Origin of the sequence: Stenotrophomonas sp. MYb57 (genome assembly GCF_002966815.1) — a bacterium.
In the GTDB taxonomy this organism is placed as follows: Bacteria; Pseudomonadota; Gammaproteobacteria; order Xanthomonadales; family Xanthomonadaceae; genus Stenotrophomonas; species Stenotrophomonas indicatrix.
In genome coordinates, this window is the sequence record NZ_CP023271.1 from 3,032,237 (window position 1) to 3,058,424 (window position 26,188).

Below are 26,188 nucleotides of genomic sequence, written 5' to 3' on the forward strand. Positions count from 1 at the left end.
ACCACCCATGCGTTCCTTGATTGCCTGTACTGCACTGTTGCTGTTGCCGCTGTCGGCGCTGGCCGCCGATGCACCGAACTGCAAGTTCTCCGCGCCGCGCGCGTTGAAGATCGACGCGGCCGGTGCCAAAGCGGTGGTGTTCGAGATCAACCAGCATGACCTGAAGGTGGTCGCCAGCACCGGTGGCGGCCAGCTCGAAGGCCGCGCGTGCGCGTCCAACAAGGACTGGCTGGACCAGCTGGTGCTGGACCAGCGCCGCGTGGGCGACAAGCTGGTGGTGAGCCTGCGCCGCGACAGCCGCGACGCGCTGTCGATGGGTAACAGCTACGCCTGGCTGGACATCCGTGGCAGCGTGCCGGACAACCTGCCGCTGCAGTTCAAGATCGGCTCGGGCGATGGCAGCATCGAGAACGCGCAGTCGCTGAGCATGGACGTGGGCTCCGGTGATGGCATCGCCCGCGGCACCCGTGGCAGCGTGCATGCCGCCGTGGGTTCGGGCGACCTGGACGTTGATGGCGCCGCATCGTTCAACCTGCTCTCGCTGGGGTCGGGCGACGTCAACGCCCGCAACATCGGCGGTGATGCCAGCGTCGGCACGGTCGGCTCCGGTGACCTGAAGGTGACCGACGTGCGTGGCAACGCACGGCTGGATACCGTCGGTTCGGGCGACATCGGCTTCAAGCAGGTGCAGGGCAATGTCGAGGTCGGCGTGGTCGGCTCCGGCAACGTCGATATCGAGCAGGTCGGCGGCAATGTCCGCGTGCGCAGCCACGGCTCGGGCGACATCGATGTCGACGGCGTGCGCGGCAACCTCACCGTCGAGCACAGCGGCAGCGGCGATGTCCAGCATCGCAACGTGTCCGGCACCATCACCCTGCCGCGCGGCAAGTAACGTCCAACCATCCGATCCGAGGGGAATGCCATGAGTCTGCTGCGCCTGCTGCCTGCTGCCCTGCTGTGCCTGCCGCTGATCGCCTGTGGCGACACGTCCAGCCCCGACAAGACCGCCGGCAAGGCGGTGGCCGAGACCGCGGGCGGCGTCGGCCAGACCGTCAAGGAGGCGATGGATGACGCCCGCAGGGAAATCGCCGAAGGCAACATCAAGATCTCGGCCGACAACCAGCCACGCGCGGAGATCACCCCGCAGGGACAGCTGCTGATCGGTGGCAAGCCGGTGGCGCTGGACGATGGCCAGCGTCGCCAGCTGCTTGATTACCGTGGCCACGTGGTGGCGGTGGCGATGGACGGCATGGACGTCGGCCTGGCAGGTGCCAAGCTCGGCGCCAACGCCGCCGGTGAAGCACTGAAGGGCATCTTCAGCGGTGACAGCGAAGGCATCGAGAAACGGATCAACGCCGAGGCCGCCAAGATCGAAGCGCAGGCCAAGCGCATCTGCGACCGCATGCCGGCCATGCTGGCCAGCCAGCAGGCCCTGGCTGCCTCGCTGCCGGCGTTCAAGCCCTACGCCACGATGGACCAGAGCGATGTGGACGACTGCGGCAAGGACACCGTCGTCAACCGCTGACCCCTGTGACAGATCAGCGCACCCGGCCGGCCGCGCACCTGCGTTGCCGGCCGCTGCGCCCCGGCGGGCTTACAATGGCAGCCCCGGATGCACTTCATCGAACCGCCATGAAAAAGCTGTTTCTGCTGCTGGCCGCCCTGCTCTGCCTGGGCCTGGTCGGCTGTGACCAGGACTACCGCAACCACCGCGCCGAGCGTGGCAAACCCAAGATCTCGGTCAGCGAGAGCATCGTGACCGTTCGCCGCCAGCCGGCACCGAACATCATCATCCTGCCCGACGGGCAGATGAAGATCGACGAGATCCTGATCCCGCTCAACGCCGAACAGAAGCAGATGCTGCAGACGATGTTCGGCAAGCTGCAGGTGCTGCGCCAGAACACGCTGGTGGCCGCACCGGCCGACCCCAACATGCAGCCGGTGAAGATCGTGCCGCCGGAGGGCATGCAGGTGATTCCGCCGGACCTGGTGCAGACCATTCCCGAGTTCAAGGATTACACCGAGACCTTCGGCAACATCGTCGCCGACCGTCGCTGAAACGAACAACGCCGCCCTTCCGGGCGGCGTTCTTCTTTCTCGCCTGTGGTGGCTGCGGACCTCGGCCCGCACACCGTTCGATCAGCCGCCGGCACCACCGCCACCGGCCTGGATGCCGCCGGCCGTCAACGCGGCCGGATCCAGCAGGCGGCGCAGCTCGGCTTCGGCCAGGCCACTGTCTTCCAGCGCCACGTCCAGCACCGGGCGCTGCTCCTTGTAGGCACGCTTGGCGATCGCTGCGGCCTTCTCGTAACCGATGATCGGGTTCAGCGCGGTCACCAGGATCGGATTGCGCGCCAGCGCCTCGGCCACACGGTCCTCGCGCACCTTCAGGCCGGCAATGGCGCTGTCGGCCAGCAGGGTCGACACATTGGCCAGCAGGCCGATGCCATCGAGCAGGTTCACCGCGATCAGCGGCAGCGTCACGTTGAGCTGGAAGTTGCCGGTCTGGCCGGCCACGGTGATCGCCGTGTGGTGGCCGATCACCTGCGCGCAGGCCATCACCGTCGCCTCCGGGATCACCGGATTGACCTTGCCCGGCATGATCGAGGACCCCGGCTGCAGTGCCGGCAGTTCGATCTCGCCCAGGCCCGCCAGCGGGCCGGCGTTCATCCAGCGCAGGTCGTTGGCGATCTTGATCAGGGCCACCGCCAGCGCATTGAGCTGGCCCGACAGCTCCACCGCATCGTCCTGCGCGGCCAGGCCTTCGAACTTGTTCTCGGCGCTGTCGAACTTGAAGCCGGTCTGCTGCTTCAGCGCCTTGGCAACCTGTGCACCAAAGCGCGGGTCGGCATTGATGCCGGTGCCGATGGCGGTACCGCCGAGCGGCAGGCGGCGCACGCGCTTGAGGCTGTCCTCGATGCGCTCCTGGGCCGAGGCCAGCTGCGCCGACCATGCACCGAATTCCTGTTCGAAGGTCAGCGGCATCGCATCCATCAGATGGGTGCGGCCGGTCTTGACCACCTTGCGCAGGCTGCGGCCCTTCTTGTCCAGCGTCCGGCGCAGGTGCACCAGCGCCGGCAGCAGCTGCTCATGGGTGGCCAGCACGGCCGACACGCGCAGCGCAGTCGGAATCACGTCGTTGGAGCTCTGCCCCTGGTTGACGTGATCGTTCGGGTGCACCGTGGTCTTGCCGGCCTTGCCGGCGCGATTGGCCAGGGTGGCGATGACCTCGTTGGCATTCATGTTCGAGGACGTACCCGAGCCGGTCTGGTAGACGTCGATCGGGAACTGCGCGTCCCACGTGCCGTCCGCCACTTCAGCCGCGGCAGACTGGATGGCCTTGGCCACGGTCTTCGGCAGATGGCCCAGCTCGGCATTGACGCCGGCGGCAGCGCCCTTGACCAGGCCCAGCGCACGGATGAAACCACGCGGCATGCGCTGGCCCGACACCGGGAAATTCTGTACAGCGCGCTGGGTCTGCGCGCCCCACAGGGCGTCGGCAGGCACCTGCAGCTCGCCCATGCTGTCGTGCTCGATCCGGAATCCCTTGGGGGCACTCTTGCTTGCAGCTTTGCTCATTGCATCAACTCCGCACTACTTCAGTTGGGGAAAGGAAAGCGGCGGCTGGCAGGGTGTCGCTTCCCGGGCTGGCGGCTGCGACAACGATACTCCCTTGTCCGCAGCGTGGGATGGCGAGGACGGGCCAGATCGTTTCATCCGCAGGGCCGATTGAACGGGTAGCGCCGGGCCGCGCCCGGCGAGCGCGCAGCGCGGCCACCATCCGCCGGGCATGGCCCGGCGCTACCGAGCATGCGAAGGCCACGCGTCGTAGAATATCGGCCCCGCCGCTCGTCCCAGCCCTGCCGACATGTCCGAATCCGCCCTGCTCGCCCTGTCCCCGCTCGATGGCCGCTATGCCGGCAAGGTCGACGCCCTGCGCCCGATCTTCTCCGAGTACGGCCTGATCAAGGCCCGTGTCACGGTCGAAGTGGAGTGGCTGCTGGCCCTGGCCGCCGAGCCGGGCATCGTCGAGCTGACCGCGTTCTCCGACGCTGCCATCGTCCGCCTGCGTGCACTGTCCAACGGCTTCAGCCCGGCCCAGGCCGCGCGCGTGAAGGAGATCGAGCGCACCACCAACCATGACGTCAAGGCGGTGGAGTACTTCATCAAGGAACAGCTGAAGGACGATGCCGAGCTGGCGCCGGCGCTGGAGTTCGTGCATTTCGCCTGCACCAGCGAAGACATCAACAACCTCAGCTACGGCCTGATGCTGGAACAGGCCCGTCGCGAGGTGCTGCTGCCGACCCTGGACGGCATCGCCACTGCACTGCGCACGCTGGCCCATGCCCAGGCCGGCCAGCCGATGCTGTCGCGCACCCACGGCCAGACCGCCTCGCCGACCACGCTGGGCAAGGAGCTGGCCAACGTGGTCGCCCGCCTGGAACGCCAGCGCCGGCAGATCGCCGCGGTTGAACTGACCGGCAAGATCAACGGCGCCGTCGGCAACTACAACGCGCACATCGCCAGCTACCCGGATGTGGACTGGCCGGCCTTCGCCGAGCGCTTCGTGACCGGGCTGGGCCTGGTGTTCAACCCGTACACCACCCAGATCGAGCCGCACGACAACATCGCCGAGATCGGTGATGCCGCGCGCCGCGCCAACATCATCCTGATCGACCTGGCCCGCGACATCTGGGGCTACGTCTCGCTGGGCTATTTCAAGCAGCGCCTGAAGGAAGGCGAAGTCGGTTCGTCGACGATGCCGCACAAGGTCAACCCGATCGATTTCGAGAACGCCGAAGGCAACTTCGGCATCGCCAACGCGCTGTTCGAGCATTTCAGCGCGAAGCTGCCGATCAGCCGCTGGCAGCGTGACCTGACCGATTCCACCGTGCTGCGCGCGCTGGGCACCGCGTTCGGTCACAGTCAGGTGGCGCTGGATTCGCTGGCCAAGGGCCTGGGCAAGCTGGAAGTGAACCCGCAGCGCCTGGACGCCGATCTGGATGCGGCGTGGGAAGTGCTGGCCGAGGCCGTGCAGACGGTGATGCGCCGCCATGGGCTGCCGAACCCGTACGAGCAGCTGAAGGCGCTCACCCGTGGCCAGGGCATCACGGCCGAGTCGATGCGCACCTTCGTGCAGGGGCTGGAGCTGCCGGCCGATGCCAAGCAGCGTCTGCTGGAGATGACCCCGGGCAGCTACACCGGCCTGGCCGAGTCGCTGGCGAAGAAGATTTAAGGGTTTTCCTTGCGGCGGCGGCCGCGGGCGCTGCCTGCGGCAGGCAACAGCAACGGCAACAGCAACGTCAAAAGCGGCTCTGGATTACTGCTAGCTGGGCGGGTCGGGATGGGCCAGCGGGACACGCCGTGAACCCATCCATGGGGGCTCGATGGCGCCATCCATGGCGCCAACGGTCCCGCTGGCCCATCCCGCCCCACCTCTGACAGATTCCCGGTGACGGATCGAAGAGCGTTGGGTTGTCGGGACGGAATTTTGAAAGAGGGACGCGGCTTCGCCGCGTCCCTCTTTTTATGGCGAAGGCAGTTGGAGCAAGCGCAGCGCGCGACCTGCTGTTGCCTTTGATTTTCTTCTTCCATTCCGTGGCGGACCCCGCAGGAAACTGTCAGGGGCCGGGCGGGTGGGCCATGCAGGGGCGTTGGCGCCATGGATGGCGCCATCGAGCTTACAGGGACGTACTTGCAGCGTCCCCTGCATGGCCCACCCGCCCGGCCAAGCGCGGCTTTTGCTTGTGAGCCTGACCGCCACGAGGGGCTCCGCCGTTGGCCGGACACCCCGCGACAAACCAGCACACGTGCGCAATCCCATCGAACGTCGGACAATGGAGTCCTTGGCGGCCCGCCACGCCGCCCCTCCCGCTTTCCGCTGCAAGGAACTCCCCCATGGCCGCCCGCAAATCCTCCTCCCCCCTGATCGAAGTCACCGCCCGCCGCGGCCAGCCGCTGGGCATGGCACCGGCCACCTTCCTGCGGGACTTCTGGCAGAAACGCCCGCTGCTGATCCGCAATGCCTTCCCGGATTTCCAGACCCCGGTACAGCCGGAAGACCTGGCCGGCCTGGCCTGCGAAGAGGGCGTGCTGGCCCGCCTGATCGAGCACGACAAGGCCCAGGACGGCTGGCGCGTGCGCAGCGGCCCGTTCCAGGAAGACATCTTCCCCGCCCTGCCCGACCACGACTGGACCCTGCTGGTGCAGGACGTGGACAAATGGGACAAGGACGTGCGCGCCCTGATCGAACACTTCAGCTTCCTGCCGCGCTGGCGCATGGACGATGTGATGATCAGCTTCGCCGCTACCGGTGGCTCGGTCGGTGCCCATGTCGACCAGTACGACGTGTTCCTGCTGCAGGCCCACGGCCACCGCCGCTGGCAGATCGACGCCAGTGAATCGATCAAGGGCAAGCGCCCGCCGCTGGGCTTCCGCCCCGACGTGGAACTGAAGCTGCTGGAAGTGTTCAAGCCGACCCATGACTGGGTGCTGGCGCCGGGCGACATGCTGTACCTGCCGCCGAACGTGCCGCATCACGGCGTTGCCGAAGACCCGTGCCTGACGTTCTCGTTCGGCATGCGTGCACCGTCTTCGGCCGAGCTGATCAGTGACTATCTGGACACGTTGATCGCCGAAGCCGACGAGAACATCCGCTACCAGGACGCCGACCTGAAGGCACCGGCCGACCCGAACGAGATCGACACCGTGGCGATGGCGCGGGTGATCACCGCGCTCAACGCCATCCGCATGAACGATCCGGACAAGCTGGGTGACTGGTTCGGCCGCTTCATCACCACCTACCGCGCCGCCGGCGAGGTGATGGCCCATCAGCCCGCGCCGCCGCAGGAAGAAGTGCTCGAGGCCCTGCAGTCGGGCCTGCTGCTGCAGCGCCACCCGTGGGCGCGCCTGGCCTGGCGCCGGGCCAAGCGCGGTGCCAGCCTGTATGTCAGTGGCCAGGACTTCGCCCTGCCGGTCAAGGACGCGCAGCGCCTGGCAGGTGCCGAGCAGCTCGACGCCGCCGCCTACCGCGGTCTGTCCGACAAGGGCCGTGCGGTGGTCCAGCAGTTGCTGGTCGGCGGCGTGTTCCAGCTGATCGATCCGAACGAGGTGTACGCCGACGAGGAGGAAGAGGTGCTGGGTGAAGTGATCGAGGGCCACGAGCAGGTCGAGGTGATCGAGGCTGACTCGATGTCCGATGACGTCCATCTGGTGACCGTGCACGACGACGGTATTGAAGTGATCGTCAACTTCGATGACCACGATGAAGACGACAGCGACGCCGGCCGCGGCTGAGCCATGAGCCCGCTGCGGGTCCAGCAGGTCAGTCACGCCGAGGCCCACGTCGCCATCCACGACGTGCGCCAGCGGGTGTTCGTGCAGGAACAGGGCATCGACGCCGCCCTGGAGCGCGATGCCCTGGACCCGGTCTGTGCCCACGTGCTGGCGCTGGATGCCGACGGGCATCCGGTCGGCACCGGGCGGCTGGCGCCCGATGGCCGTATCGGCCGCATGGCGGTGCTGGCGGCGTATCGCGGCCACGGCATTGGCGAGGCCCTGCTTGAGGCACTGGTGCAGGCCGGGCGCCAGCTCGGCCTGGCCGAGCTGCACCTGCATGCGCAGCTGCCGGCACGCGACTTCTACGCCCGCCAGGGGTTCCTTCCGGAAGGCCCCGAATTCGAAGAAGCCGGCATTGGCCACCAGCAGATGCGGCGCCGCCTGCAGGCCGTTTCCGCCATCGACAGCCGCGCTGAAGCGGTGGCGATCACCACGGCGATCATCCACCGCGCCCGCCGTCGATTGTGGCTGCACAGCCGGCAGCTGGACCCCGGCCTGCTGGACGCGCCACCGGTACAGGCGGCCCTGCGCCGCTTCGTCACCGCCCGCCACGACAAGCAGCTGCGGGTGATCGTGCATGACGCCGCAGCCATCGCCAGCGCCGGTGCGCCGCTGCTGGCGCTGTTCCAGCGCCTCCCCAGTGTGATCCAGTTCCGCGAGGTCGCCGATCCGATCGATCGCGCCCTGGCCTCGGCCTGCCTGCTCAACGATGCAGGCGACTTCTACTTTCGTCTCATCGGCCATCGCCTCGACGGCGAATCGGCAATCGCGCTGCCGGCACGTTCGCAGCCGTTCGAGCAGCAATTGCAGCGTGTCTGGGACCGTTCGCGCGAATGCAGCGAATTGCGCGCACTCGGCATCTGACCGCGACCGGTGCGCTCAACCTGTCTGGGACCGACACCGGGGGACGCCCGATGCCCTCGTCGCTGCCCCTTCGTGTCCGGATGGGGGTACAATTTGGCCGTTTGAACGCGCCCGTGCATGGCTATTCATCTTCGTGCCGGGTCCTTCTGAAGCCATACCCCACAAAGCGAATCAGCACCCTCCATCGTGGACAATCAACTGAAGCAGTTTGCGCAATCTTCGCAACTCGCCGGCGGCAACGCCTCCTATGTCGAGGACCTGTACGAGCAGTACCTGGTCTCCCCGGATAGTGTCGATCCCAAATGGAAAACCTACTTCGACGGCTTCAAGGGCCGCGAAGCGGGCGACATTCCGCACTCGGCCGTCATTTCCCACATCGCGGACGCGGCCAAGGATGCGCTGAAAGCAGGCACCGGCACCGGTGCAGGCGATGAGCGCGAGCGCAATGTCGGTCGTCTGATCACCGCCTACCGTTCGCGTGGTCATCTGGACGCCCGCCTGGACCCGCTGGGCCTGGCCTCTCCGGTCAACACCCCGGACCTCGGCCTGCCCTTCCACAACCTGTCCGATGCTGACCTCAACAGCGAGTTCAGCACCGGCGGCGTGGGTGGCCAGCCGCGCATGAAGCTGCGTGACCTGCTGGCGCGCCTGAAGGCGACCTACACCGGTTCGATCGGTGCGGAGTTCATGCACATCTCCGAGGTCGAGCAGCGCCAGTGGATCTACAAGAAGCTGGAACTGGCCGGTGGCAACTACCAGCTGGACGCTGACACCCAGCGCCGCACGCTGGAGCGCCTGACCGCCGCCGAAGGCCTCGAGCGCTACCTGCACACCAAGTACGTCGGCCAGAAGCGCTTCTCGCTGGAAGGCGGCGACTCGCTGATCCCGATGATGGACACCATCATCCGCAGCGCCGGCAAGGATGGCGTCAAGGACGTGGTGATCGGCATGGCCCACCGCGGCCGCCTGAACGTGCTGGTCAACACCCTCGGCAAGAACCCGCGCAAGCTGTTCGACGAATTCGAAGGCAAGTTCGAGCACGACGAGCACGCTTCGGCCGGCGATGTGAAATACCACATGGGCTTCTCCGCCGACGTGGCCACCGAGGGTGGCCCGGTGCATCTGGCCCTGGCGTTCAACCCGTCGCACCTGGAAATCGCCGACCCGGTGGTTGCCGGCTCGGTGCGTTCGCGCCAGGAACGCCGCAAGGACACCGCACGCAAGCAGGTGATGCCGATCCTGATCCACGGCGACGCGGCCTTCTCCGGCCAGGGCGTGGTCATGGAGCTGTTCCAGATGTCGCAGGCCCGCGGCTTCGCCGTTGGCGGCACCGTGCACATCGTGGTCAACAACCAGGTCGGCTTCACCACCTCCAATCCGCAGGACACGCGCTCCACGCGCTATGCCACCGACGTGGCGAAGATGATTGCCGCCCCGGTGCTGCACGTGAACGGCGATGATCCGGAAGCGGTGGTGTTCGCCGCGCAGCTGGCGTTCGAGTTCCGCCAGAAGTTCGCCAAGGACGTGGTCATCGACCTGATGTGCTACCGCCGTTGGGGCCACAACGAGGCCGACGAGCCGGCGATCACCCAGCCGCTGATGTACCAGGTGATCCGCAAGCACGCCACCACCCGCGAGATGTACGCCGAGCAGCTGGAAAAGGCAGGCGTGATCGCCGCCGGCGCCGGCAAGGCGATGGTCGATGCGTACCGCGAGAAGCTCGATGCCGGTGAAGTGACCACCGAGCTGGCCAAGGTCGAAAAGACCCCGCCGACCAGCCCGCTGTTCGTTGATTGGCCGAAGCTGCTGGAAGGCAAGCTGTCCGATCCGGTGTCGACGAAGGTCGACAAGGACAAGCTGGTCGCGCTGGCCAAGCTGATCAACACCGTGCCCGAAGAAGTGCAGCTGCACTCGCGCGTGTCCAAGGTGTACGACGACCGCCGCAAGATGGCTGCCGGCGAGATCCCGGGCGACTGGGGCTTTGCCGAGAACCTGGCCTACGCCACCCTGCTGGATGAAGGCAGTGCGCTGCGCCTGGTCGGCCAGGACGTCGGCCGCGGCACGTTCACTCACCGCCACGCGATCCTGCACGACCAGAAGACCGACAACTACTACCTGCCGCTGCGGCAGCTGGTGGATTCGCCGGAGAAGGCCACCGTCATCGATTCGCTGCTCAGCGAAGAAGCAGTGATGGCCTACGAGTACGGTTTCTCGACCACCGATCCGAACACCCTGTGCATCTGGGAAGGCCAGTTCGGCGACTTCGCCAACGGCGCCCAGGTGGTGATCGATCAGTTCATCGCCGCCGGCGAAGCAAAGTGGGGCCGCATCTCTGGCCTGACCCTGCTGCTGCCGCATGGCTATGAAGGTCAGGGCCCGGAACACAGCTCGGCGCGCCTGGAGCGCTTCCTGCAGCTGTGCGCGCTGGAGAACATGCTGGTGGTGGTGCCGTCGACCCCGGCGCAGGCCTTCCACATGCTGCGTCGCCAGCAGCACCTGACCACCCGCAAGCCGCTGGTGGTGATGTCGCCCAAGTCGCTGCTGCGCCACAAGCTGGCCGTGTCGACCCTGGACGAGCTGGCCAATGGCGAGTTCCAGCACCTGATCGGCGATGCCAATGCAGATGCCAAGAAGGTCAAGCGCGTGGTGCTGTGCTCGGGCAAGGTCTACTACGACCTGCTGGAAGACCAGACCAAGCGTGGCCAGGACGACGTGGCGATCATCCGCGTGGAGCAGCTGTACCCGTTCCCGCGTGCGCTGCTGGCTGCCGAACTGAAGAAGTACGGCAAGGCCACCGACGTGGTGTGGACGCAGGAAGAACCGCAGAACCAGGGCGCGTGGTACCAGATCCGCCACCACCTGCAGTTCTGCCTGGCCGATGGCCAGAGCCTGCACTACGCCGGTCGCGCACGTTCGGCTTCGCCGGCTGCCGGTCACATGGCTGACCACGTCCGCGAACAGCAGCAGCTGGTCGCCGATGCACTGGTCAACCCGTTCAACGACTCGTTCGCTGAATAACTCTCCCCCTATTTAGAAGACAAACCAGGAAGCTCCCGCATGGCCACCGAAGTCAAAGCCCCGGTACTGCCCGAATCCGTCGCCGACGGCACCATCGCCACCTGGCACAAGAAGGTGGGCGACGCCGTCAAGCGCGACGAAAACCTGCTTGACCTGGAAACCGACAAGGTCGTCCTGGAAGTGCCGTCGCCGGTCGATGGCGTGATCAAGGAAATCAAGTTCAAGGAAGGCGACACCGTCACTTCCAGCCAGGTCGTGGCGATCATCGAAGAAGGCGCCGTGGCTGCTGCACCGGCCCCGGCTGCCGAAGAGAAGAAGGCTGAGGCCGCTCCGGCCGCTGCTGCTCCGGCCGCCGCCGCTGCCCCGGCCCCGGCCCCGGCTGCCAAGTCGGCTGCCGACGCGCTGCCGCCGGGCGCCCGCTTCACCGCCATCACCGAAGGCGTGAACCCGGCCGACGTCGACGGCACCGGCCGTCGTGGCGCCGTCACCAAGGAAGACATCGTCAACTTCGCCCGCAACGGCGGCGCCGGCAAGGCCGGTGGCGCACGTCCGGAAGAACGCGTGCCGATGACCCGCATCCGCAAGCGCATCGCCGAGCGCCTGATGGAGTCGAAGAACTCCACCGCCATGCTGACCACCTTCAACGAAGTCGACCTGTCCAAGGTGTCGGCGGCGCGCAAGGAACTGCAGGACGAGTTCGTCAAGGCGCACGGCATCAAGCTCGGCTTCATGAGCTTCTTCGTGAAGGCCGCCGCCAACGCGCTGCAGCGCTTCCCGCTGGTCAATGCCTCCATCGACGGCGACGACATCATCTACCACGGCTACTCGGACATCTCGATCGCCGTGTCGACCGAGAAGGGCCTGGTCACGCCGGTGCTGCGCAACGTCGAGCGCATGTCGTTCGCCGACATCGAAAAGACCATCGCTGACTACGCCAAGAAGGCCCGTGACGGCAAGCTGAGCCTGGAAGAACTGCAGGGCGGCACCTTCACCGTGACCAACGGCGGCACCTTCGGTTCGCTGCTGTCGACCCCGATCATCAACCCGCCGCAGAGCGCCATCCTCGGCATGCACGCCATCAAGGAGCGCCCGATCGCCCAGAACGGCCAGGTCGTGATCGCGCCGATGATGTACCTGGCGCTGTCCTACGATCACCGCATCATCGACGGCAAGGACTCGGTGCAGTTCCTGGTGGACATCAAGAACCAGCTGGAAAACCCGGGCCGCATGCTGTTCGGCCTGTAAGAGACCTCCCGCCCCTCCGCGCCTGCGCGGAGGGGTTCTGGTAATGCAACAAGGACTATTTCAATGGCTGAACAATTCGACGTCGTCGTCATCGGTGCCGGCCCGGCCGGTTACCACGCTGCCATCCGCGCGGCCCAGCTTGGCCTGAAGACCGCCTGCATCGACGCAGCGCTGGGCAAGGACGGCAAGCCGGCCCTGGGTGGCACCTGCCTGCGCGTGGGCTGCATCCCGTCCAAGGCGCTGCTGGATTCCTCGCGCCAGTTCTGGAACATGGGCCACATCTTTGGCGACCACGGCATCAGCTTCAAGGATGCCAAGATGGACGTCGAAGCGATGGTTGGCCGCAAGGACAAAATCGTCAAGCAGTTCACCGGCGGCATCGCCATGCTGTTCAAGGCCAACAAGGTCGCCGCCTATTACGGCTTCGGCGAACTGCAGCCGGGCAACGTGGTCAAGGTCACCCAGCATGACGGCTCGGTCGTCGAGCTGAAGGGCACCAACGTCATCATCGCCGCCGGTTCGGATTCGATCGAACTGCCGTTCGCCAAGTTCGACGGCGAAACCATCGTCGACAACGTCGGCGGCCTGGACTTCACCGAAGTGCCGGCGCGCCTGGCCGTGATCGGCGCCGGTGTGATCGGCCTGGAACTGGGCAGCGTGTGGAAGCGCCTGGGTTCGGAAGTGACCATCCTGGAAGCGCTGCCGGACTTCCTGGCTGCGGCCGATACCGAAGTGGCCAAGACCGCCGCCAAGGAATTCAAGAAGCAGGGCCTGGACATCCGCCTGGGTGCCAAGGTCTCCAAGGCCGAAGTGACCGGCAAGGGCAAGAAGAAGGAAGTCGCCCTGACCTACACCGACGCCGAAGGCGAGAAGTCGCTGGTCGTGGACAAGCTGCTGGTGGCTGTCGGCCGTCGCGCCGCCACCAAGGGCCTGCTGGCCGAAGGTACCGGCGTCAAGATCAACGAGCGTGGCCAGATCGAAGTCGACGCGCACTGCCACACCGGCGTCAATGGCGTCTGGGCGGTCGGTGACTGCGTGCGCGGCCCGATGCTGGCGCACAAGGGCTTCGAGGAAGGCATCGCGGTTGCCGAACTGATCGCCGGCCTGCCGGGCCACGTCAACTTCGACACCATTCCGTGGGTCATCTACACCGAGCCGGAGCTGGCCTGGGTCGGCAAGACCGAGCAGCAGCTGAAGGCCGAGGGCATCCCGTACAAGGCCGGCAGCTTCCCGTTCGCCGCCAACGGCCGTGCCGTGGCGATGATCGAGCCGGCAGGCTTCGTGAAGGTTCTGGCCCACGCCGAAACCGATCGCATCCTGGGCATGCACCTGGTCGGCGCCAACGTGTCCGAGCTGGTGCACGAAGGCGTGCTGACCATGGAGTTCAGCGGTTCGGCCGACGACCTGGCGCGGATCTGCCACGCTCACCCGTCGCTGTCGGAAGTGGTGCACGACGCGGCGATGGCCGTGAGCAAGCGCGCGATCCACAAGGCGAACTGAGCCATCGGGTAGTGCCGGCCACTGGCCGGCGTTGCTGGATACGAAAAACCCCGCCTCGGCGGGGTTTTTTGTTGGCCGCTTGACCGCCCGCCTGCAACCCGGCCCAATGCAACCGGCCAGGGAATGCTGTGGCCGCCGCCGATTTCCATGGAGTCGTACGATCATGCACCTGTCCCGCTTCTACCGCCTGCCGATGCTGCTCGGCTTTGCCTTGGCCGGGTGCACTGCCACCCCAGCCAGAACCGACTACCGCGCAGCCGAGGTGCAGCCGGTCGAAGTGATGCCGCAACGCGATGGCGACGTGCTGATCCGCTACCACGTGCCTGCCGAGACGCTCTTCCACTCACCCGGCGCGGATGTGCGCACGGCCAGCGATGGCAGCCTGGAAGTATCCCTGCGGCGCTGTGGGATCAAGCAGCCCTGCACGGTGACCCATCCGGCGGCAGCCACCGCCGGCGCGCCGCTGCAGGTTGAATTCGTAGTGCGCCCGCGTGGCCGCATCATCATGGTCTACCGCGATCTGCGCGAACAGGTGTTCCCGGCACCGCCGGCCGCCGCGGCGCCCTCATCCTGAAACCACCGCCGTACCGGCAGATGGCGGATCAACGCTGCACCGGCCGCGGCGCCGGCTTGGCGGCAGCCCTCTTCGGCGGATCGTCACAGATGCGGTGCTGGACGACCGTTTCCCCTGCCTTCCACTCCTTCACCACCCGGCAGGATTCCTTGGGCGCATCCTCTGCAGTCGCGGCGGTGGCGGCCAAAGCAGGATCATGCCCGCGCTCCAGGTAGGCCGACGGCGGCTCCTTGGCGGACGCGGGCGCCGCCACCAGCAGCGCCACCATCGCAATAACGAGCGGCCTCATGCGGTCACCGGGCCGCCGCCCAGCAGGCGTGCCGGCAGCATGAACAGCGCGCGCAGGAAGGCGAACAGTGCCGAGAAGGTGATGCCGAGCAGGCGGAACGGCAGGCTCAGCAGCCACACGAACGGCCAGGCGACCAGCGCCAGGATCGCCAACGGCCAGCACAGCACGAAAAGCAGGCACCAGACACCAAGCGCAAACAAGGTCTTCATCAGAGGCTCCCTCGGCGGCACCCCGCCGCCTGCAACCACGTTGCTGCCCCGCCCTGTCGCCCGCAAACGGTTTGCGACGAAACCCGGTTGGGGGGCGATGAAACCTGCCGCTGGGGAGCAGATCCGCCGGGCATGGCCCGGCGCTACCGTAACGCCGTCGGCGCTATTCGAACGAACCGACCGAGTCGTGGGCCAGGTTGTCGAAACGGGTGTATTCGCCGAAGAACTTCAGCTTGCACGAGCCGGTGGGGCCACCGCGGTGCTTGCCGATGATGATCTCGGCCAGGCCCTTGTCCGGCGAATTTTCCTTGTTGTAGTAATCGTCGCGGTAGATGAAGACGATCATGTCCGCATCCTGCTCGATTGCGCCCGATTCGCGAAGGTCGGCCATCACCGGGCGCTTGTCGGTACGTGTTTCCAGCGAGCGGTTGAGCTGGGACAGTGCAATGACCGGCACGTGCAGTTCCTTGGCCAGGCCCTTCAGCGAACGCGAGATCTCGGAAATTTCGGTCGCGCGGTTCTCGCTGTTGCCCGGCACGCTCATCAGCTGCAGGTAGTCGATCACGATCAGGCCCAGGTCGTGCTCGCGCTTGAGGCGGCGGCACTTGGAACGCAGGATCTCCGGCGACACGCCCGGCGTATCGTCGATGAAGATCTTGGTTTCCTTCAACATCTTGATCGCACCGGTCACCCGGCTCCAGTCCTCGTCCTCCAGCTGGCCGGTACGCAGGCGCTGCGCGTTGATGCGGCCATTGGACGAGATCAGGCGCATCGCCAGCTGCGATGCGGACATTTCCATCGAGAACACCGCCACGCCCTTCTTCGACTTGATCGCCGCGTACTCGGCGATGTTCAGGGCGAAGGTGGTCTTGCCCATCGCAGGACGCGCGGCAAGGATGATCAGGTCGGTCGGCTGCAGGCCGGCGGTCATCGCATCGAAATCGGTATAGCCGGTCGGCAGGCCGGTGATGTTGCCGCCATTCTCGAAGCGGTTGCGCAGCTCTTCGAATGCGTCCTTCAACGCACCGGGCATGGCCACGAAGTCGGTACGGCCGCGCGCGCCCTGCTCGGCGATGGCAAATACGCTCTTTTCCGCAGCGGACAGCAGCTCGCTGCTGTCGCGCCCCTCGGGCTGGAAACCATCGTTGACGATGTCGGTGCCGACCTGGATCAGCTGCCGCAGCACCGCCTTGTCGCGCACGATCTCGGCATAGGCCACGATGTTGGCCGCCGACGGCGTGGTGCTGGCCAGTTCGATCAGATAGGCGCCATCGCCCACCAGCTCCATCTTGCCCTGCGATTCGAACCACTCGCCCAGGGTCACCGCATCGAAGGGGCGCTCGCGCTCGGACAGCTCGCGGATCGCCCGGTAGATCATCTGGTGGTCGCGGCGGTAGAAGTCGCCCTCGGTCAACTGGTCGTTGACCCGGTCGTAGGCCTCCGGGGCCAGCATCAGGCCACCCAGCACCGCCTGTTCGGCTTCCACCGAATGCGGCGGCACGCGCAACTGGTCGATACGCGATTCATCGCGATCGCGATCGAAGCCATCGCCGCGCTCTCTGCGGTTGGAACGGAAGCCGGAACGGGCGGACATGCTGCGGTGTTTCCTGCAAAAGGGGCCAGACGAGTGTAGGCATGCGCCGAGCCCGGCGGCCATGGACAAACCTGTGGATAAGCCGTGGAAGAACGGGGGATATCCGCCTGAGCCTGTCCAGACTGGCGCGAGGGCGTCGCATTGCCTGCGACGGGCGTCGTTGCGACGCCCGAAGCGGACCATTATCGCAGATGGGAACCGCCGCTGCTGGCGTCAATCGCCCTTGGCATGTACCGCGATCAGGGCCAGGAACCGGTCCACATAGCCCTGCAGGAACGTCTGCGAGCCCTCGTTGTGGATCGTGCCGTCGGCATCGATCAGGCCATCCTTGAAGTGGATGAACGCCTCGGGCTGGCCAAGCACGTGCATGTCCAGGAAGGCCAGGCTGTTGCGCAGGTGCTGCTGGGCCACCGCCGTGCCGATCTGGCCGATGGAAGCACCGATCACCGCCGCTGGCTTGCCCGCAAAAGCGCTGTCGCCGTAGGGGCGCGAGCCGATGTCGATGGCATTCTTCAACACGCCCGGCACGGAACGGTTGTACTCGGGGGTCACGAACAGCACGGCGTCGGCGGCACGTACCTGGTCCTTCAGGCGCGTGCCCTGCGCCGGGTAGCTGGCGTCGAAATCCTGGTCGTACAGCGGCAGGTCGCCGATCTGCACATACTGGAAGCGCGCCTTGTCGCCCGCAAGTTTCTCCAGCGCGCGGGCCAGCTTGCGGTTGCATGAGTCCTTGCGCAGGCTGCCGACGAATACAGCAATGGTGGGGACGGACATCAGGACATACTCCTCACGATGCGGGAGGGCCAGCCTAGCCCCCGCCCCCTTCCCCACCGGTGAAGATCAAGCGCGCTTCACGCCTGCGCGCACCTGCCGCCAGTGGTCCTGCCAGGCCTGGAACATCAGCACGTTCCACAGGTGCGTGTGCCACTTGCGCTGGCCGCCCAGGAACTGCTGCCACAGTGGCTGCACGGCGGCGGCCGACAGCACTCCTTCGCGTTCCAGTCGCGCCGGCTGCAACAGTTCGTCCGCCCAGGGCTTCAGATCGCCCTTCAGCCAATCACTGACCGGGGCACCGAATCCACGCTTGGGCCGGTGCACCATCGACTGCGGCACGTACCGCCCCAGCACGCGCTTGAGCAGCACCTTGCTGGTCGACTCACTGCGCTTGAAGCCCAGCGGCAGCGACCAGGCGAACTCGGCCACGCGCCAGTCCAGCAAGGGCGCACGTGCCTCCAGGCTGACCGCCATCGAGGTGCGGTCGACCTTGCACAGCAGATCGTCGGGCAGATAGCTGACGAAGTCGGCCAGCATCATCGCGTCGGCCGGCGTACCGGCACCATGCAGCGGATCGGCCAGATCGTAGAAGCTGCCCGCCTCGCGTGCACCGATCACCGCCGCCGCCGGATCGCGCCAGCGCGAGATGCGGTTGCGATACACATCGCCGATGCCACGTGCGCCGGTTTCGGCCAGCAACGCGGCCAGCCCGCCGGTGCGCGACGCCTCGCCCTGCTGGTGCGCACGCGCGCCCATCCAGCGCCGCAGCGGCGCGGGCACCCGTCCCAGCATCTGCCAGTTGCGCAGCGCACGCACATAGCGGGTATAGCCGAAAAACAGCTCATCGCCGCCATCGCCGGACAGTGCGACGGTCACGCCCTGGCGGGCGAGGCGGGCGACCAGCGCGGTCGGCACCTGCGAGGCATCGGCAAAGGGTTCGTCGAACATCGCCGGCAGCTGCGGCACCACCGCCAGCGCATCGGCGCCACTGACATACAGCTCGGTGTGATCACAGCCAAGGTGGGTAGCCAGTTCCCTGGCCAACGGTGCCTCGTCGTGGTGCGAGCCGCTGAAGCCGATGCTGAAGCTGTGCACCGGCTGCCCGCTCTGCGCCTGCATCAGCGCCGCCACCAGCGACGAATCGGTGCCGCCGGACAGGAACACGCCTACCGGCACATCGGCGACCATGCGCAGCGCCACGGCATCGCGCAGCAGGCCATCCAGCTGTTCCTCGGCCTCCTCGATGCGGCCCTGGAACGGTGCGGCCAGTGCCGCCTGCATGCGCGCGCGCGCGTCCCAGTACGGACGCTGCGCCTGCTCGGGCCGATGGGCGCTGGCTCCAGCCGCCACCGCCGCCGCATCCAGCCGCAGCACGCGCCCGGGCATCAGCTTGTAGCAGCGTTGGTGGATGCTGTGCGGTGCCGGGATGTAATCCAGCCGCAGCAGCAGCGTCAGTGCATCGCGGTCGATATCGTTGTCGAAATCCGGGTGCTGCCACAGCGCCTTCAGCTCCGAGCCGAACACCAGGGCATCACCGGCCCATCCGTAGTACAGCGGCTTCTTGCCGACCCGGTCGCGGGCCAGCCACAGGCACTGCTCCTGGCGGTCCCACAGGGCGATGGCGAACATGCCGTTGGCGCGCTGCAGGGTGTCCTCGACGCCCCACTGCAGGATCGCGGCCAACAGCACCTCGGTATCGGAATGGCCACGGAACGCATGCCCCAGCGGCTCCAGTTCGGCGCGCAGCGTGGCGAAGTTGTAGACCTCGCCGTTGTAAGCCATCACATAGCGGCCGTCGGCGGAGGCCATCGGCTGGTGGCCCAGCGGTGAAAGATCGAGGATGCTCAGGCGCCGGTGGGCCAGGGCAATGCCAGCAGCGGCATCGACCCAGGTACCGCCGTCATCCGGCCCGCGATGGTGCAGCGCCTGGCCCATGGCCAGCGCCTGCGCCTGCAGGACCTCGGCCGGCGTCTGTGCCGCCGGCAACAACATACCTGCCAATCCACACATGCATCAGGGTTCCTGCGCCAGGTCGAGGGCGGCGCCAATCACCGCATTGTCGCTTGGAAGCCCGAACATTGCTGCCCCCGCCAGCGGCGTATAGGTATCGGCACCGCAGACCCGGCGCACGGGCAGGTGGCCATGGCCGGCCTCGACCAGCGCGGTGATCACGCCCTCGCCGACGCCGCCACTCTGGCGCCCTTCATCCAGCACCAGCACCCGTTGCGCGGTGGCGGCCTGGGCGCCGATGAAGGCCGCATTCAACGGCACCAGCCAGCGCAGGTCGACCACACGCACCTGCCAGCCCAGCTGCTGCTCGATGGCGACCGCTGCGCGCAGCGCCATCGGCACACCATTGCCATAGGTGAAGATCACCAGATCGCTGGCATCCGGCGCGTACACCCTGCCCTCGCCCAGCACCAGCGCGTGCCCGGGCGCGGGGTAGTCGAACAACCACTGGCCGTCGCCGGCCGCGTGCAGATCCTTGGTCATGTAGAGGGCGATCGGTTCAAGGAACACCGCTACCCGGCCATCCACGCGGGCCAATGCCGCCAATGTGCGCAGCATCATCACCGCATCATCGCCACGCGACGGACAGCCCACCACCAGCCCCGGGATGTCACGCAGCGCCGTGATCGAATTGTCATTGTGGAAATGGCCGCCGAACCCCTTCTGGTAGCCCAGCCCGGCCACCCGTACCAGCATCGGGTTGCGGAACTGGTCGTTGGAGAAGAACTGCAGCGAGCATGCCTCGCCACGTACCTGGTCGATGGCGTTGTGCAGGTAGGCCAGGTACTGGATTTCCGGAATCGGCAGCATGCCCATGTTGGCCAGCCCCTGGGCCATGCCCAGGATCATGGTCTCGTCCAGCAGCGTGTTGAACACCCGGCGCGGGCCGAAACGGCGCAGCAGGTCGCGCGTCACCGTGTAGACGCCGCCTTTCTGCGCCACGTCCTCGCCAAACAACAGCGCCTGCGGGTACTTGCCCAGCAGCTCCTGCAGCGCATGGTTGATCTGTATCGCCAGATGCCGCGGCGGTTGCCGTTCGGGCAGCGCATCGGCGCCGCCGTACAGTGCCTGCCGGGCCTCGATGGGCGCCACGCGCTCGGCCTCGGCCTGCACCGCTGCGGGCGTATAGGGTGCCAACGGCGTGATCACTTCCTGCAATGTCTGCAGCTTCGGCCGCGAATCGGCATCGATGGCGGCGGCCATGCAGCGCGCGCGCAGGGTTTCATAGGCGGCCTCGACGCCCGCCGCATCCATCCAGCCCGATTCCAGCGCGATCTGCGCCGAGCGCAGCAGCGGGTCCTGCGCCTCGGCCGCGCACAGCTCGGCCAATGCGCGCCATTCCACTTCGAAGTCGGTACCGGCGTGGCCCATCAACCGCGTGGTGCGCAGGTGCAGGAAGGTGGGCCGACGCATGCGCCGGCAATGCTCGACCGCCGCCTGCACCTGCGCGTGTCCGGCCGCCAGGTCCAGGCCATCGGCAAAGAAATAGTCCAGGCCCGGTTGCCGGCTGAAGCGCTCTGCGATCCATCCTTCAGGGGTCTTCACCGAAATACCCAGGCCATTGTCCTCGCAGACGAACAGGATCGGCACCGGCAGCTTCTGGTAGGCCGACCACATCGCGGTATTGAACGCAGTCTGCGCGGTGGCATGGTTGGCCGAAGCGTCGCCGAAGGAGCACATCACGATGCTGTCGGCGGGAATCGGCAGCGGCTGGCTCAGGCGCCTGCCACTCTCGATCGCCAGCGCGGTACCCACCGCCTTGGGCAGGTGCGAGGCGATGGTCGAGGTCTGCGGCAGCACCCACAGCGGCTTGCTGCCCCACACTTTGTGACGGCCGCCGCTGGCCGGATCATCGGCACTGGCGGCGAAGGACAGCGCGGCGTCGCGCACCGGATCCAGGCCGGGCACCAGCCGCGCACGCTCGGCCATGAACGCGCCGGAACGATAGTGCAGGAAGGCGGGGTCGGTGTGGCGGCAGGCGCGCGCAAGCAGCGCGTTGCCTTCATGGCCGGACGAGCCGATGGTGTAGAAGACCTTGTTCTGCACGCGCAGCACGCGCGCCATCAGGTCCAGCTGGCGACTGAGCAGCTGCGATTCGAACAGTTCGCCGAAGGCGGCGGCGGTGAGGGTGCTGCCCGGCAGGATCGGCGCATCCGGCGCCGGGCGCGGACGCGGGATGCCGCGCCAGGCGCGTACGGCCTCGAGGAAATTGACGTCACAGACCTCGGCGCGATTGAGACCGCGCATGCGCGCGGGAATGGGATCAGGAACCACAGCGAACATCGAACACCCTCCGTGTCGTTGTTGCAGACCGTAACGCCAAGGCTGCCCGACCCTTCCGCTGGTCGAGCACGCCCGACGCTGCAGGGGAATCAATCCGGTGCGTTGAACCGCGCGCGCACCTCGGCGGTCACCGCAGGCATGGGCACGAAGCGAGGCTGCGCTCGCACCCGCTGCAACCAGGCCCGCACCTGCGGGAATGGATCCAGTGCGATGCCACCGTCGGCGGCGACATCGGAATAGGCAAACAAGGCGATATCGGCGATACCGTAGTCATCGCCGGTGAACCACTGCGCCTGGCGCAGATGTTGCTCCATCACCGCCAGCGCGCTGGCAGCGCGCTCATGCAGGCGCGGCAGTTCAGCACGGCGTGGCGAGTCGGCCGGTGTCCAACCGCGGATGAAGCGTGCCACCGCCACGCAGGGTTCATGCGTGTACTGCTCGAAGAACATCCAGCTCAATGCCTGCGCACGCTGCCAACCGTCGGCGGGAAGATACGGCGTCCCCTCGGCCAGCCAGAACAGGATCGCATTGGATTCAGTCAGCACGCGGCCGTCGTCGCGCACGATCAACGGAACCTTGGCATTGGGGTTGAGGGCAAGAAATTCCGCTGTATGGGTCTGGCCGTGGGCGCTGTCCACCTCCACCCAGCGGTAGCGGCTGCCGAGCTGTTCGAGCAGCAGGCGCACCTTGTGGCAATTGCCCGAGACCGACATGCCATGCACCGTCAACGCAATGCGTTCTTCCACCATTGCCTGCTCCAGGGAGGTTCCGGCCTGCAGCCGGCTGTCCGCAGTCTGGCAAGCAGCTTGGCGATTGCCAAGCGCGGGTGCAGCATGGCGATTCGGTAGTGCCGGCCGCTGGCCGGCAACCTTGATGCAGCTGGATTCGTGCGATTGCCGGCCAGCGGCCGACACTACCGGACAGCGCTCAGCGTGCGCGCTGCTGCCACTGCCCGCGCGATTGCCCCCAGATTTCCAGCGGCTTGCCTTCATAGGGCGGTGGCAACTGCCCCATGCGCAGCAGCGTACTGCCGAGCTTGCGTGCAACCACCTTCGAATTTTCGTTGTCTTCGGCGATGGTGTGGATCACCTCATCCCAGTCCAACGTATCGAACGCCCAGTCGATGGCTGCGATCGCCGCCTCCGGTGCGTAGCCCTTGCCCCAGCTGGCCCGGCGGATGCTCCAGCCGACCTCGGTGCCGGGCCAGTCCTGCGGCTGCCACGGCCCCATGCGACCGATCCATTCACCGCTGGATTTCTCGATCACGCTGAACATCGAGAAGCCGAACAGCTGCCATGCGCCGGCCAGGCTGCAGAAGCTGCGCCATGCCACCGAGGGTGCCTGCACACCGCCCAGCGTGCGCATCACTTCCTCATCAGCGCAGAACGCCAGATAGGGGGCGTAGTCCTGCCGCTGCGGCGGACGCAGGATCAGGCGTTCGGTTTCAATGCGCAGGTCGAAGATGCTCATGGCGTCATGGTAGAGCCACACCACGCGTGGATGAACCCCACCCATAAAAAAACAGGCCAGCATAGGCTGGCCTGTTCGTTACCGATGTTGCCGGAGAATTACTGACGGTTCGCGGTCGCGTCGCCGGCTGCAGCCGTCTGGGTGACCAGCTGCCCATCCACCACCGGCAGGCGATCGCTGGCCGGCTTGTTGTCCATACGCACGGTCTTCTCTGCGCCGTCGTAGCGGTAGGTCACGTTGTAGCCCTTGACCACGTCACTGGTGCCCATGGCAATGCGGTTGCCCGGCTTGCTGCCCATGCGCATGGTGCCGGTGGTGCCGTCTTCATTGCGGTAGGTCACGTTGTAGCCGGTGACACGGCTCGACTCGGAGGTCGCCGTTTCGGTGTGGCACTGGCGCTCGGTGCGGTTGACCACACGGCCACCCACATGGCGCTTGTCGACCTGGTTGCCGATGAAGCCACCGGCCACGGCACCGGCAGCGGTCGCGGCCTTTTTGCCATTGCCGCCGCCCACCTGGTTGCCCAGCAGGCCACCGACCACGGCACCGACCACGGTGCCACCGACGTTGCCATCACGCTCGGGCAGGCGTTCCTGCACCACCACGTCCTGGCAGACCTCATGCGGGGTCTGGGTGGTGGACGTCTCGCGTACCGGATCGGTGCCGATCACGGTGGCATAGGCCTTCTGCTTCTCGGTGATCGGATCGACCTTCAGCACATCGGCGTATTCCAGGCCACGCGGCGCACTGGCGTCCACTGCGTCGCCGCGTGCGCCATCGTCGGTGGCATTGCCATCGACCAGGCGCGATTCACTCGGGTTTCCGGCGCTCAGCTGCTCCGGCGACTTGTCGCCGCTCTTCATGAAGGCGGCGGTCGCGATACCACCGACCAGCAGCGCGCCCGCTGCGACCAGGACAGTTGTAGTTGTGCTTTTCATGACCTGCTCCTTGCGGACCGTCCGCAACGTTCTCAGGCCAGATTGCAGCATGCGGTGCCTGAACGGAATCTCCACATTTCCTGCTCACCGCCGTAACCCATTCAGCATCTGGAAATGCTGGGCCCGTGGTAGCGTTTGCACATTCCCCAGGAGGACCTCCGCCATGGCCAACCCGATGCTGCTGCCGGTCCTGCAATGGGCACGCCGGCTGCGCTACCCCACCCTGTTCAAGCTGACCGCCGGCCTGTTCGCGCTGACCCTGTTCATCCCCGACCCGATTCCGTTCGTCGACGAACTGATGCTGGGCTTTGGCACCCTGCTGCTGGCCAACTGGAAGAGCCGCAGCGCGACCACGCCACCGCCCCTGGAGCAGCGTTGAACCTGCTGGTCGACAGCCACTGCCACCTGGATGCCAGCGAATTCGACGTTGACCGCGAGGCGGTCATCGAGCGCGCACGCGCTGCCGGCGTGCAGTGGCAGGTGGTTCCGGCGGTCACTGCGGCCAGCTGGCCAAAGCTGCGCGAGGTCTGCCAGCAGGCGACGGGGCTCTACCCCGCCTATGGCCTGCACCCGATGTTCCTGGACCAGCACCGGCCAGAACACCTGCCGCAGCTGCGTGAATGGATCGAACAGGAGCAGCCCTGCGCGATCGGCGAATGCGGGCTGGATTTCTTCGTCGAGGGCCTGGATGCCGAGGTCCAGCAGGACTATTTCCTCGGCCAGCTGACGCTGGCGCGCGAGTTTGACCTGCCGGTGATCGTGCATGCCCGCCGTGCAGTGGATGCGGTGATCACCGCGATCCGCCGCATCGGTGGCCTGCGCGGGGTGGTGCACAGTTTTTCCGGCAGCCCGGAACAGGCCGCACAATTGCACAAGCTGGGATTCCTGCTTGGCCTGGGCGGACCGTTGACCTACGAGCGAGCGCAGCGCCTGCAGCGGCTTGTCCGCACGATGCCACTGGAGCAGTTGCTGCTGGAGACCGATGCGCCGGACCAGCCCGACGCGGGTATCCGTGGCCAGCGCAACGAGCCGGCGCGGCTGGCGGTCATCGCCCGCCACATCGCCGCACTGCGCGGGATGGAACTGGATGCAGTGGCGCAGGCCACCACGGACAACGCACGGCGGTTGTTCAACCTGCCCGCCTGACCGGTAGCGCCGGGCCATGCCCGGCGGCATTGTGCTGGTCGCGCTATGCGCTCGCCGGGCATGGCCCGGCGCTACCGATCACGCGTCGGCGTGATCCTCGGCCACTTCGGCCTTCACCTTCTTCGGCTCCAGCAGCATCTCCAGCGCCTTGCCCACGGCCGCGAATGCAAATGCACCGGTGATGTGGGTGGCCGCGCCCAGGCCGGCGCCGCAATCGAGCTTCAGGGCCGCATCCGCGCCCAGGTTCGGCCGCAGGCCACAGACACTCCCATCGGCCTGCGGATATTTCACGTTTTCCAGCGAATACACCGCCGGCACGCCGAAATAGCGCTTGGCATTCTTCGGGAAGTTGAATTCGCTGCGCAGCTTCTTGCGGATCAGCGCCAGCATCGCGTCATGCTCGGTGCGCGAGACATCGCGGATGCGCACCAGGGTGGGATCGGTACGGCCGCCGGCCGCGCCGACGGTCAGCAACGGCAGCTTGCGGCGGCGGCACCAGGCGATGGTTTCCACCTTCACCCGGAAGCTGTCGCAGGCATCGATCACCAGGTCGAAACCGCGGTCCAGCAGTTCGGCCATGTTGGCCGGGGTCAGGAACGCCTGCACAGCGTCGACCTCGATCTGCGGATTGATCGCCCGGCAGCGCTCGGCCATGGCCTCGGCCTTGTTGCGGCCGTAGTTGCCTTCCAGCGCCGGCAGCTGGCGGTTGGTATTGGATACGCAGATGTCATCGGCATCGATCAGGGCCAGATGACCCACCGCCGAGCGCGCCAGCGCCTCCACCACCCACGAGCCGACGCCGCCCATGCCGACCACGGCAACACGGCTGCCCTGCAGGCGCTCGAGCGCGCCGACGCCATACAGCCGTTCAATACCGGCGAAGCGTTGTTTGACCTGTTCGTTCATCCGGCTATTTTAACGTGCAGGTCCCCTGAC

The 26,188-nt window shown here is 66.6% G+C and carries 23 protein-coding genes; 12 read left to right on the top strand and 11 right to left on the bottom strand.

Annotation, left to right across the window (positions count from 1 at the left end):
- Nucleotides 1-7: 7 nt before the first annotated feature.
- The 3 genes from CLM74_RS13980 (at nucleotide 8) to CLM74_RS13990 (ending at nucleotide 2,058) form a co-directional block, all read left to right on the top strand.
- A complete protein-coding gene (locus CLM74_RS13980; RefSeq protein WP_025876813.1) occupies nucleotides 8-892 on the top strand; it encodes a DUF2807 domain-containing protein in 885 nt (294 codons plus the stop codon).
- A 30-nt stretch (nucleotides 893-922) separates the two neighbouring features.
- Nucleotides 923-1,525, top strand: a complete 603-nt coding sequence (locus tag CLM74_RS13985; protein ID WP_059064617.1) for a DUF2884 family protein — start codon at nucleotides 923-925, stop codon at nucleotides 1,523-1,525.
- 107 nt (nucleotides 1,526-1,632) lie between these two features.
- On the top strand, nucleotides 1,633-2,058 hold the full coding sequence (locus CLM74_RS13990) for a hypothetical protein (protein WP_032951937.1): 426 nt from the start codon (nucleotides 1,633-1,635) through the stop codon (nucleotides 2,056-2,058).
- Nucleotides 2,059-2,139: 81 nt separating this feature from the next.
- On the opposite strand, the gene CLM74_RS13995 is transcribed toward CLM74_RS13990, so the two are convergent.
- Nucleotides 2,140-3,579, bottom strand: coding sequence for a class II fumarate hydratase (locus tag CLM74_RS13995; protein WP_080148444.1), 1,440 nt, complete (start codon nucleotides 3,577-3,579; stop codon nucleotides 2,140-2,142).
- Nucleotides 3,580-3,868: 289 nt separating this feature from the next.
- Here CLM74_RS13995 and purB point away from each other — a divergent pair, with 289 nt between their 5' ends.
- The 7 genes from purB (at nucleotide 3,869) to CLM74_RS14030 (ending at nucleotide 14,539) form a co-directional block, all read left to right on the top strand.
- On the top strand, nucleotides 3,869-5,236 hold the full coding sequence (gene purB / locus CLM74_RS14000) for an adenylosuccinate lyase (RefSeq protein ID WP_059064619.1): 1,368 nt from the start codon (nucleotides 3,869-3,871) through the stop codon (nucleotides 5,234-5,236).
- A 662-nt stretch (nucleotides 5,237-5,898) separates the two neighbouring features.
- On the top strand, nucleotides 5,899-7,296 hold the full coding sequence (locus tag CLM74_RS14005; protein WP_105164355.1) for a cupin domain-containing protein: 1,398 nt from the start codon (nucleotides 5,899-5,901) through the stop codon (nucleotides 7,294-7,296).
- 3 nt (nucleotides 7,297-7,299) lie between these two features.
- Nucleotides 7,300-8,202 carry a GNAT family N-acetyltransferase gene (locus CLM74_RS14010; protein ID WP_032978874.1) on the top strand — a complete coding sequence of 301 codons (903 nt, stop codon included), beginning with the start codon at nucleotides 7,300-7,302 and terminating at the stop codon, nucleotides 8,200-8,202.
- Between the two features lie 186 nt (nucleotides 8,203-8,388).
- On the top strand, nucleotides 8,389-11,220 hold the full coding sequence (locus CLM74_RS14015) for a 2-oxoglutarate dehydrogenase E1 component (protein WP_032978870.1): 2,832 nt from the start codon (nucleotides 8,389-8,391) through the stop codon (nucleotides 11,218-11,220).
- A gap of 39 nt (nucleotides 11,221-11,259) precedes the next feature.
- The gene (gene sucB, locus CLM74_RS14020; protein ID WP_059064622.1) at nucleotides 11,260-12,465 is read left to right on the top strand and encodes a dihydrolipoyllysine-residue succinyltransferase; all 1,206 of its coding nucleotides are present in this window, start codon (nucleotides 11,260-11,262) and stop codon (nucleotides 12,463-12,465) included.
- A 63-nt stretch (nucleotides 12,466-12,528) separates the two neighbouring features.
- Complete coding sequence (gene lpdA, locus CLM74_RS14025; RefSeq protein WP_032951934.1) at nucleotides 12,529-13,965, top strand: dihydrolipoyl dehydrogenase; 1,437 nt, start codon at nucleotides 12,529-12,531, stop codon at nucleotides 13,963-13,965.
- A 163-nt stretch (nucleotides 13,966-14,128) separates the two neighbouring features.
- Nucleotides 14,129-14,539: a hypothetical protein gene (locus CLM74_RS14030; protein WP_105164356.1), complete on the top strand. Its 411-nt coding sequence runs from the start codon at nucleotides 14,129-14,131 to the stop codon at nucleotides 14,537-14,539.
- 28 nt (nucleotides 14,540-14,567) lie between these two features.
- Here the strand turns inward: CLM74_RS14030 and CLM74_RS14035 are convergent, their stop codons facing one another.
- From CLM74_RS14035 to CLM74_RS14075, 9 genes are all read right to left on the bottom strand, one after another.
- Nucleotides 14,568-14,807, bottom strand: a complete 240-nt coding sequence (locus CLM74_RS14035; RefSeq protein ID WP_193601113.1) for a hypothetical protein — start codon at nucleotides 14,805-14,807, stop codon at nucleotides 14,568-14,570.
- Between the two features lie 17 nt (nucleotides 14,808-14,824).
- Nucleotides 14,825-15,037 (bottom strand): hypothetical protein, encoded by a 213-nt coding sequence (locus tag CLM74_RS14040; protein WP_025876788.1) that lies wholly within the window; start codon nucleotides 15,035-15,037, stop codon nucleotides 14,825-14,827.
- 163 nt (nucleotides 15,038-15,200) lie between these two features.
- A complete protein-coding gene (locus CLM74_RS14045) occupies nucleotides 15,201-16,631 on the bottom strand; it encodes a replicative DNA helicase (protein WP_025876786.1) in 1,431 nt (476 codons plus the stop codon).
- Between the two features lie 213 nt (nucleotides 16,632-16,844).
- On the bottom strand, nucleotides 16,845-17,405 hold the full coding sequence (locus CLM74_RS14050; RefSeq protein ID WP_105164357.1) for an NAD(P)H-dependent oxidoreductase: 561 nt from the start codon (nucleotides 17,403-17,405) through the stop codon (nucleotides 16,845-16,847).
- A 66-nt stretch (nucleotides 17,406-17,471) separates the two neighbouring features.
- Nucleotides 17,472-19,415 (bottom strand): asparagine synthase (glutamine-hydrolyzing), encoded by a 1,944-nt coding sequence (gene asnB, locus CLM74_RS14055; RefSeq protein WP_105164358.1) that lies wholly within the window; start codon nucleotides 19,413-19,415, stop codon nucleotides 17,472-17,474.
- A 3-nt stretch (nucleotides 19,416-19,418) separates the two neighbouring features.
- A complete protein-coding gene (locus tag CLM74_RS14060; protein ID WP_105164359.1) occupies nucleotides 19,419-21,698 on the bottom strand; it encodes a thiamine pyrophosphate-dependent enzyme in 2,280 nt (759 codons plus the stop codon).
- Nucleotides 21,699-21,787: 89 nt separating this feature from the next.
- Nucleotides 21,788-22,447 carry a glutathione S-transferase family protein gene (locus CLM74_RS14065; protein ID WP_025876778.1) on the bottom strand — a complete coding sequence of 220 codons (660 nt, stop codon included), beginning with the start codon at nucleotides 22,445-22,447 and terminating at the stop codon, nucleotides 21,788-21,790.
- A 178-nt stretch (nucleotides 22,448-22,625) separates the two neighbouring features.
- Nucleotides 22,626-23,168 carry a GNAT family N-acetyltransferase gene (locus CLM74_RS14070; RefSeq protein WP_105164360.1) on the bottom strand — a complete coding sequence of 181 codons (543 nt, stop codon included), beginning with the start codon at nucleotides 23,166-23,168 and terminating at the stop codon, nucleotides 22,626-22,628.
- Nucleotides 23,169-23,266: 98 nt separating this feature from the next.
- The gene (locus CLM74_RS14075) at nucleotides 23,267-24,106 is read right to left on the bottom strand and encodes a glycine zipper 2TM domain-containing protein (RefSeq protein ID WP_025876774.1); all 840 of its coding nucleotides are present in this window, start codon (nucleotides 24,104-24,106) and stop codon (nucleotides 23,267-23,269) included.
- A 163-nt stretch (nucleotides 24,107-24,269) separates the two neighbouring features.
- On the opposite strand from CLM74_RS14075, the gene CLM74_RS14080 reads away from it, so the two are divergent.
- Complete coding sequence (locus CLM74_RS14080) at nucleotides 24,270-24,485, top strand: DUF6116 family protein (RefSeq protein ID WP_025876772.1); 216 nt, start codon at nucleotides 24,270-24,272, stop codon at nucleotides 24,483-24,485.
- Nucleotides 24,482-25,252 carry a TatD family hydrolase gene (locus tag CLM74_RS14085; RefSeq protein ID WP_105164361.1) on the top strand — a complete coding sequence of 257 codons (771 nt, stop codon included), beginning with the start codon at nucleotides 24,482-24,484 and terminating at the stop codon, nucleotides 25,250-25,252. Before CLM74_RS14080 ends, CLM74_RS14085 begins: the two co-directional genes overlap by 4 nt.
- A 78-nt stretch (nucleotides 25,253-25,330) precedes the next feature.
- On the opposite strand, the gene CLM74_RS14090 is transcribed toward CLM74_RS14085, so the two are convergent.
- Nucleotides 25,331-26,158 carry a tRNA threonylcarbamoyladenosine dehydratase gene (locus tag CLM74_RS14090; RefSeq protein WP_025876770.1) on the bottom strand — a complete coding sequence of 276 codons (828 nt, stop codon included), beginning with the start codon at nucleotides 26,156-26,158 and terminating at the stop codon, nucleotides 25,331-25,333.
- Nucleotides 26,159-26,188 lie beyond the last annotated feature (30 nt).

What these genes read in the sequence shown, in the direction of transcription:
- CLM74_RS14090 (WP_025876770.1), bottom strand. Translation starts at nt 26,158, where the DNA reads ATGAACGAACAGGTCAAACAACGCTTCGCCGGTATTGAACGGCTGTAT.
- CLM74_RS14035 (WP_193601113.1), bottom strand. Translation starts at nt 14,807, where the DNA reads ATGGTGGCGCTGCTGGTGGCGGCGCCCGCGTCCGCCAAGGAGCCGCCG.
- CLM74_RS14040 (WP_025876788.1), bottom strand. Translation starts at nt 15,037, where the DNA reads ATGAAGACCTTGTTTGCGCTTGGTGTCTGGTGCCTGCTTTTCGTGCTG.
- CLM74_RS14070 (WP_105164360.1), bottom strand. Translation starts at nt 23,168, where the DNA reads ATGAGCATCTTCGACCTGCGCATTGAAACCGAACGCCTGATCCTGCGT.
- CLM74_RS14060 (WP_105164359.1), bottom strand. Translation starts at nt 21,698, where the DNA reads ATGTTCGCTGTGGTTCCTGATCCCATTCCCGCGCGCATGCGCGGTCTC.
- sucB (WP_059064622.1), top strand. Translation starts at nt 11,260, where the DNA reads ATGGCCACCGAAGTCAAAGCCCCGGTACTGCCCGAATCCGTCGCCGAC.
- CLM74_RS14065 (WP_025876778.1), bottom strand. Translation starts at nt 22,447, where the DNA reads ATGGTGGAAGAACGCATTGCGTTGACGGTGCATGGCATGTCGGTCTCG.
- CLM74_RS14030 (WP_105164356.1), top strand. Translation starts at nt 14,129, where the DNA reads ATGCACCTGTCCCGCTTCTACCGCCTGCCGATGCTGCTCGGCTTTGCC.
- CLM74_RS14050 (WP_105164357.1), bottom strand. Translation starts at nt 17,405, where the DNA reads ATGTCCGTCCCCACCATTGCTGTATTCGTCGGCAGCCTGCGCAAGGAC.
- CLM74_RS14005 (WP_105164355.1), top strand. Translation starts at nt 5,899, where the DNA reads ATGGCCGCCCGCAAATCCTCCTCCCCCCTGATCGAAGTCACCGCCCGC.
- CLM74_RS13985 (WP_059064617.1), top strand. Translation starts at nt 923, where the DNA reads ATGAGTCTGCTGCGCCTGCTGCCTGCTGCCCTGCTGTGCCTGCCGCTG.
- CLM74_RS14045 (WP_025876786.1), bottom strand. Translation starts at nt 16,631, where the DNA reads ATGTCCGCCCGTTCCGGCTTCCGTTCCAACCGCAGAGAGCGCGGCGAT.
- asnB (WP_105164358.1), bottom strand. Translation starts at nt 19,415, where the DNA reads ATGTGTGGATTGGCAGGTATGTTGTTGCCGGCGGCACAGACGCCGGCC.
- CLM74_RS13980 (WP_025876813.1), top strand. Translation starts at nt 8, where the DNA reads ATGCGTTCCTTGATTGCCTGTACTGCACTGTTGCTGTTGCCGCTGTCG.
- CLM74_RS13995 (WP_080148444.1), bottom strand. Translation starts at nt 3,579, where the DNA reads ATGAGCAAAGCTGCAAGCAAGAGTGCCCCCAAGGGATTCCGGATCGAG.
- CLM74_RS14080 (WP_025876772.1), top strand. Translation starts at nt 24,270, where the DNA reads ATGGCCAACCCGATGCTGCTGCCGGTCCTGCAATGGGCACGCCGGCTG.
- purB (WP_059064619.1), top strand. Translation starts at nt 3,869, where the DNA reads ATGTCCGAATCCGCCCTGCTCGCCCTGTCCCCGCTCGATGGCCGCTAT.
- CLM74_RS13990 (WP_032951937.1), top strand. Translation starts at nt 1,633, where the DNA reads ATGAAAAAGCTGTTTCTGCTGCTGGCCGCCCTGCTCTGCCTGGGCCTG.
- lpdA (WP_032951934.1), top strand. Translation starts at nt 12,529, where the DNA reads ATGGCTGAACAATTCGACGTCGTCGTCATCGGTGCCGGCCCGGCCGGT.
- CLM74_RS14075 (WP_025876774.1), bottom strand. Translation starts at nt 24,106, where the DNA reads ATGAAAAGCACAACTACAACTGTCCTGGTCGCAGCGGGCGCGCTGCTG.
- CLM74_RS14010 (WP_032978874.1), top strand. Translation starts at nt 7,300, where the DNA reads ATGAGCCCGCTGCGGGTCCAGCAGGTCAGTCACGCCGAGGCCCACGTC.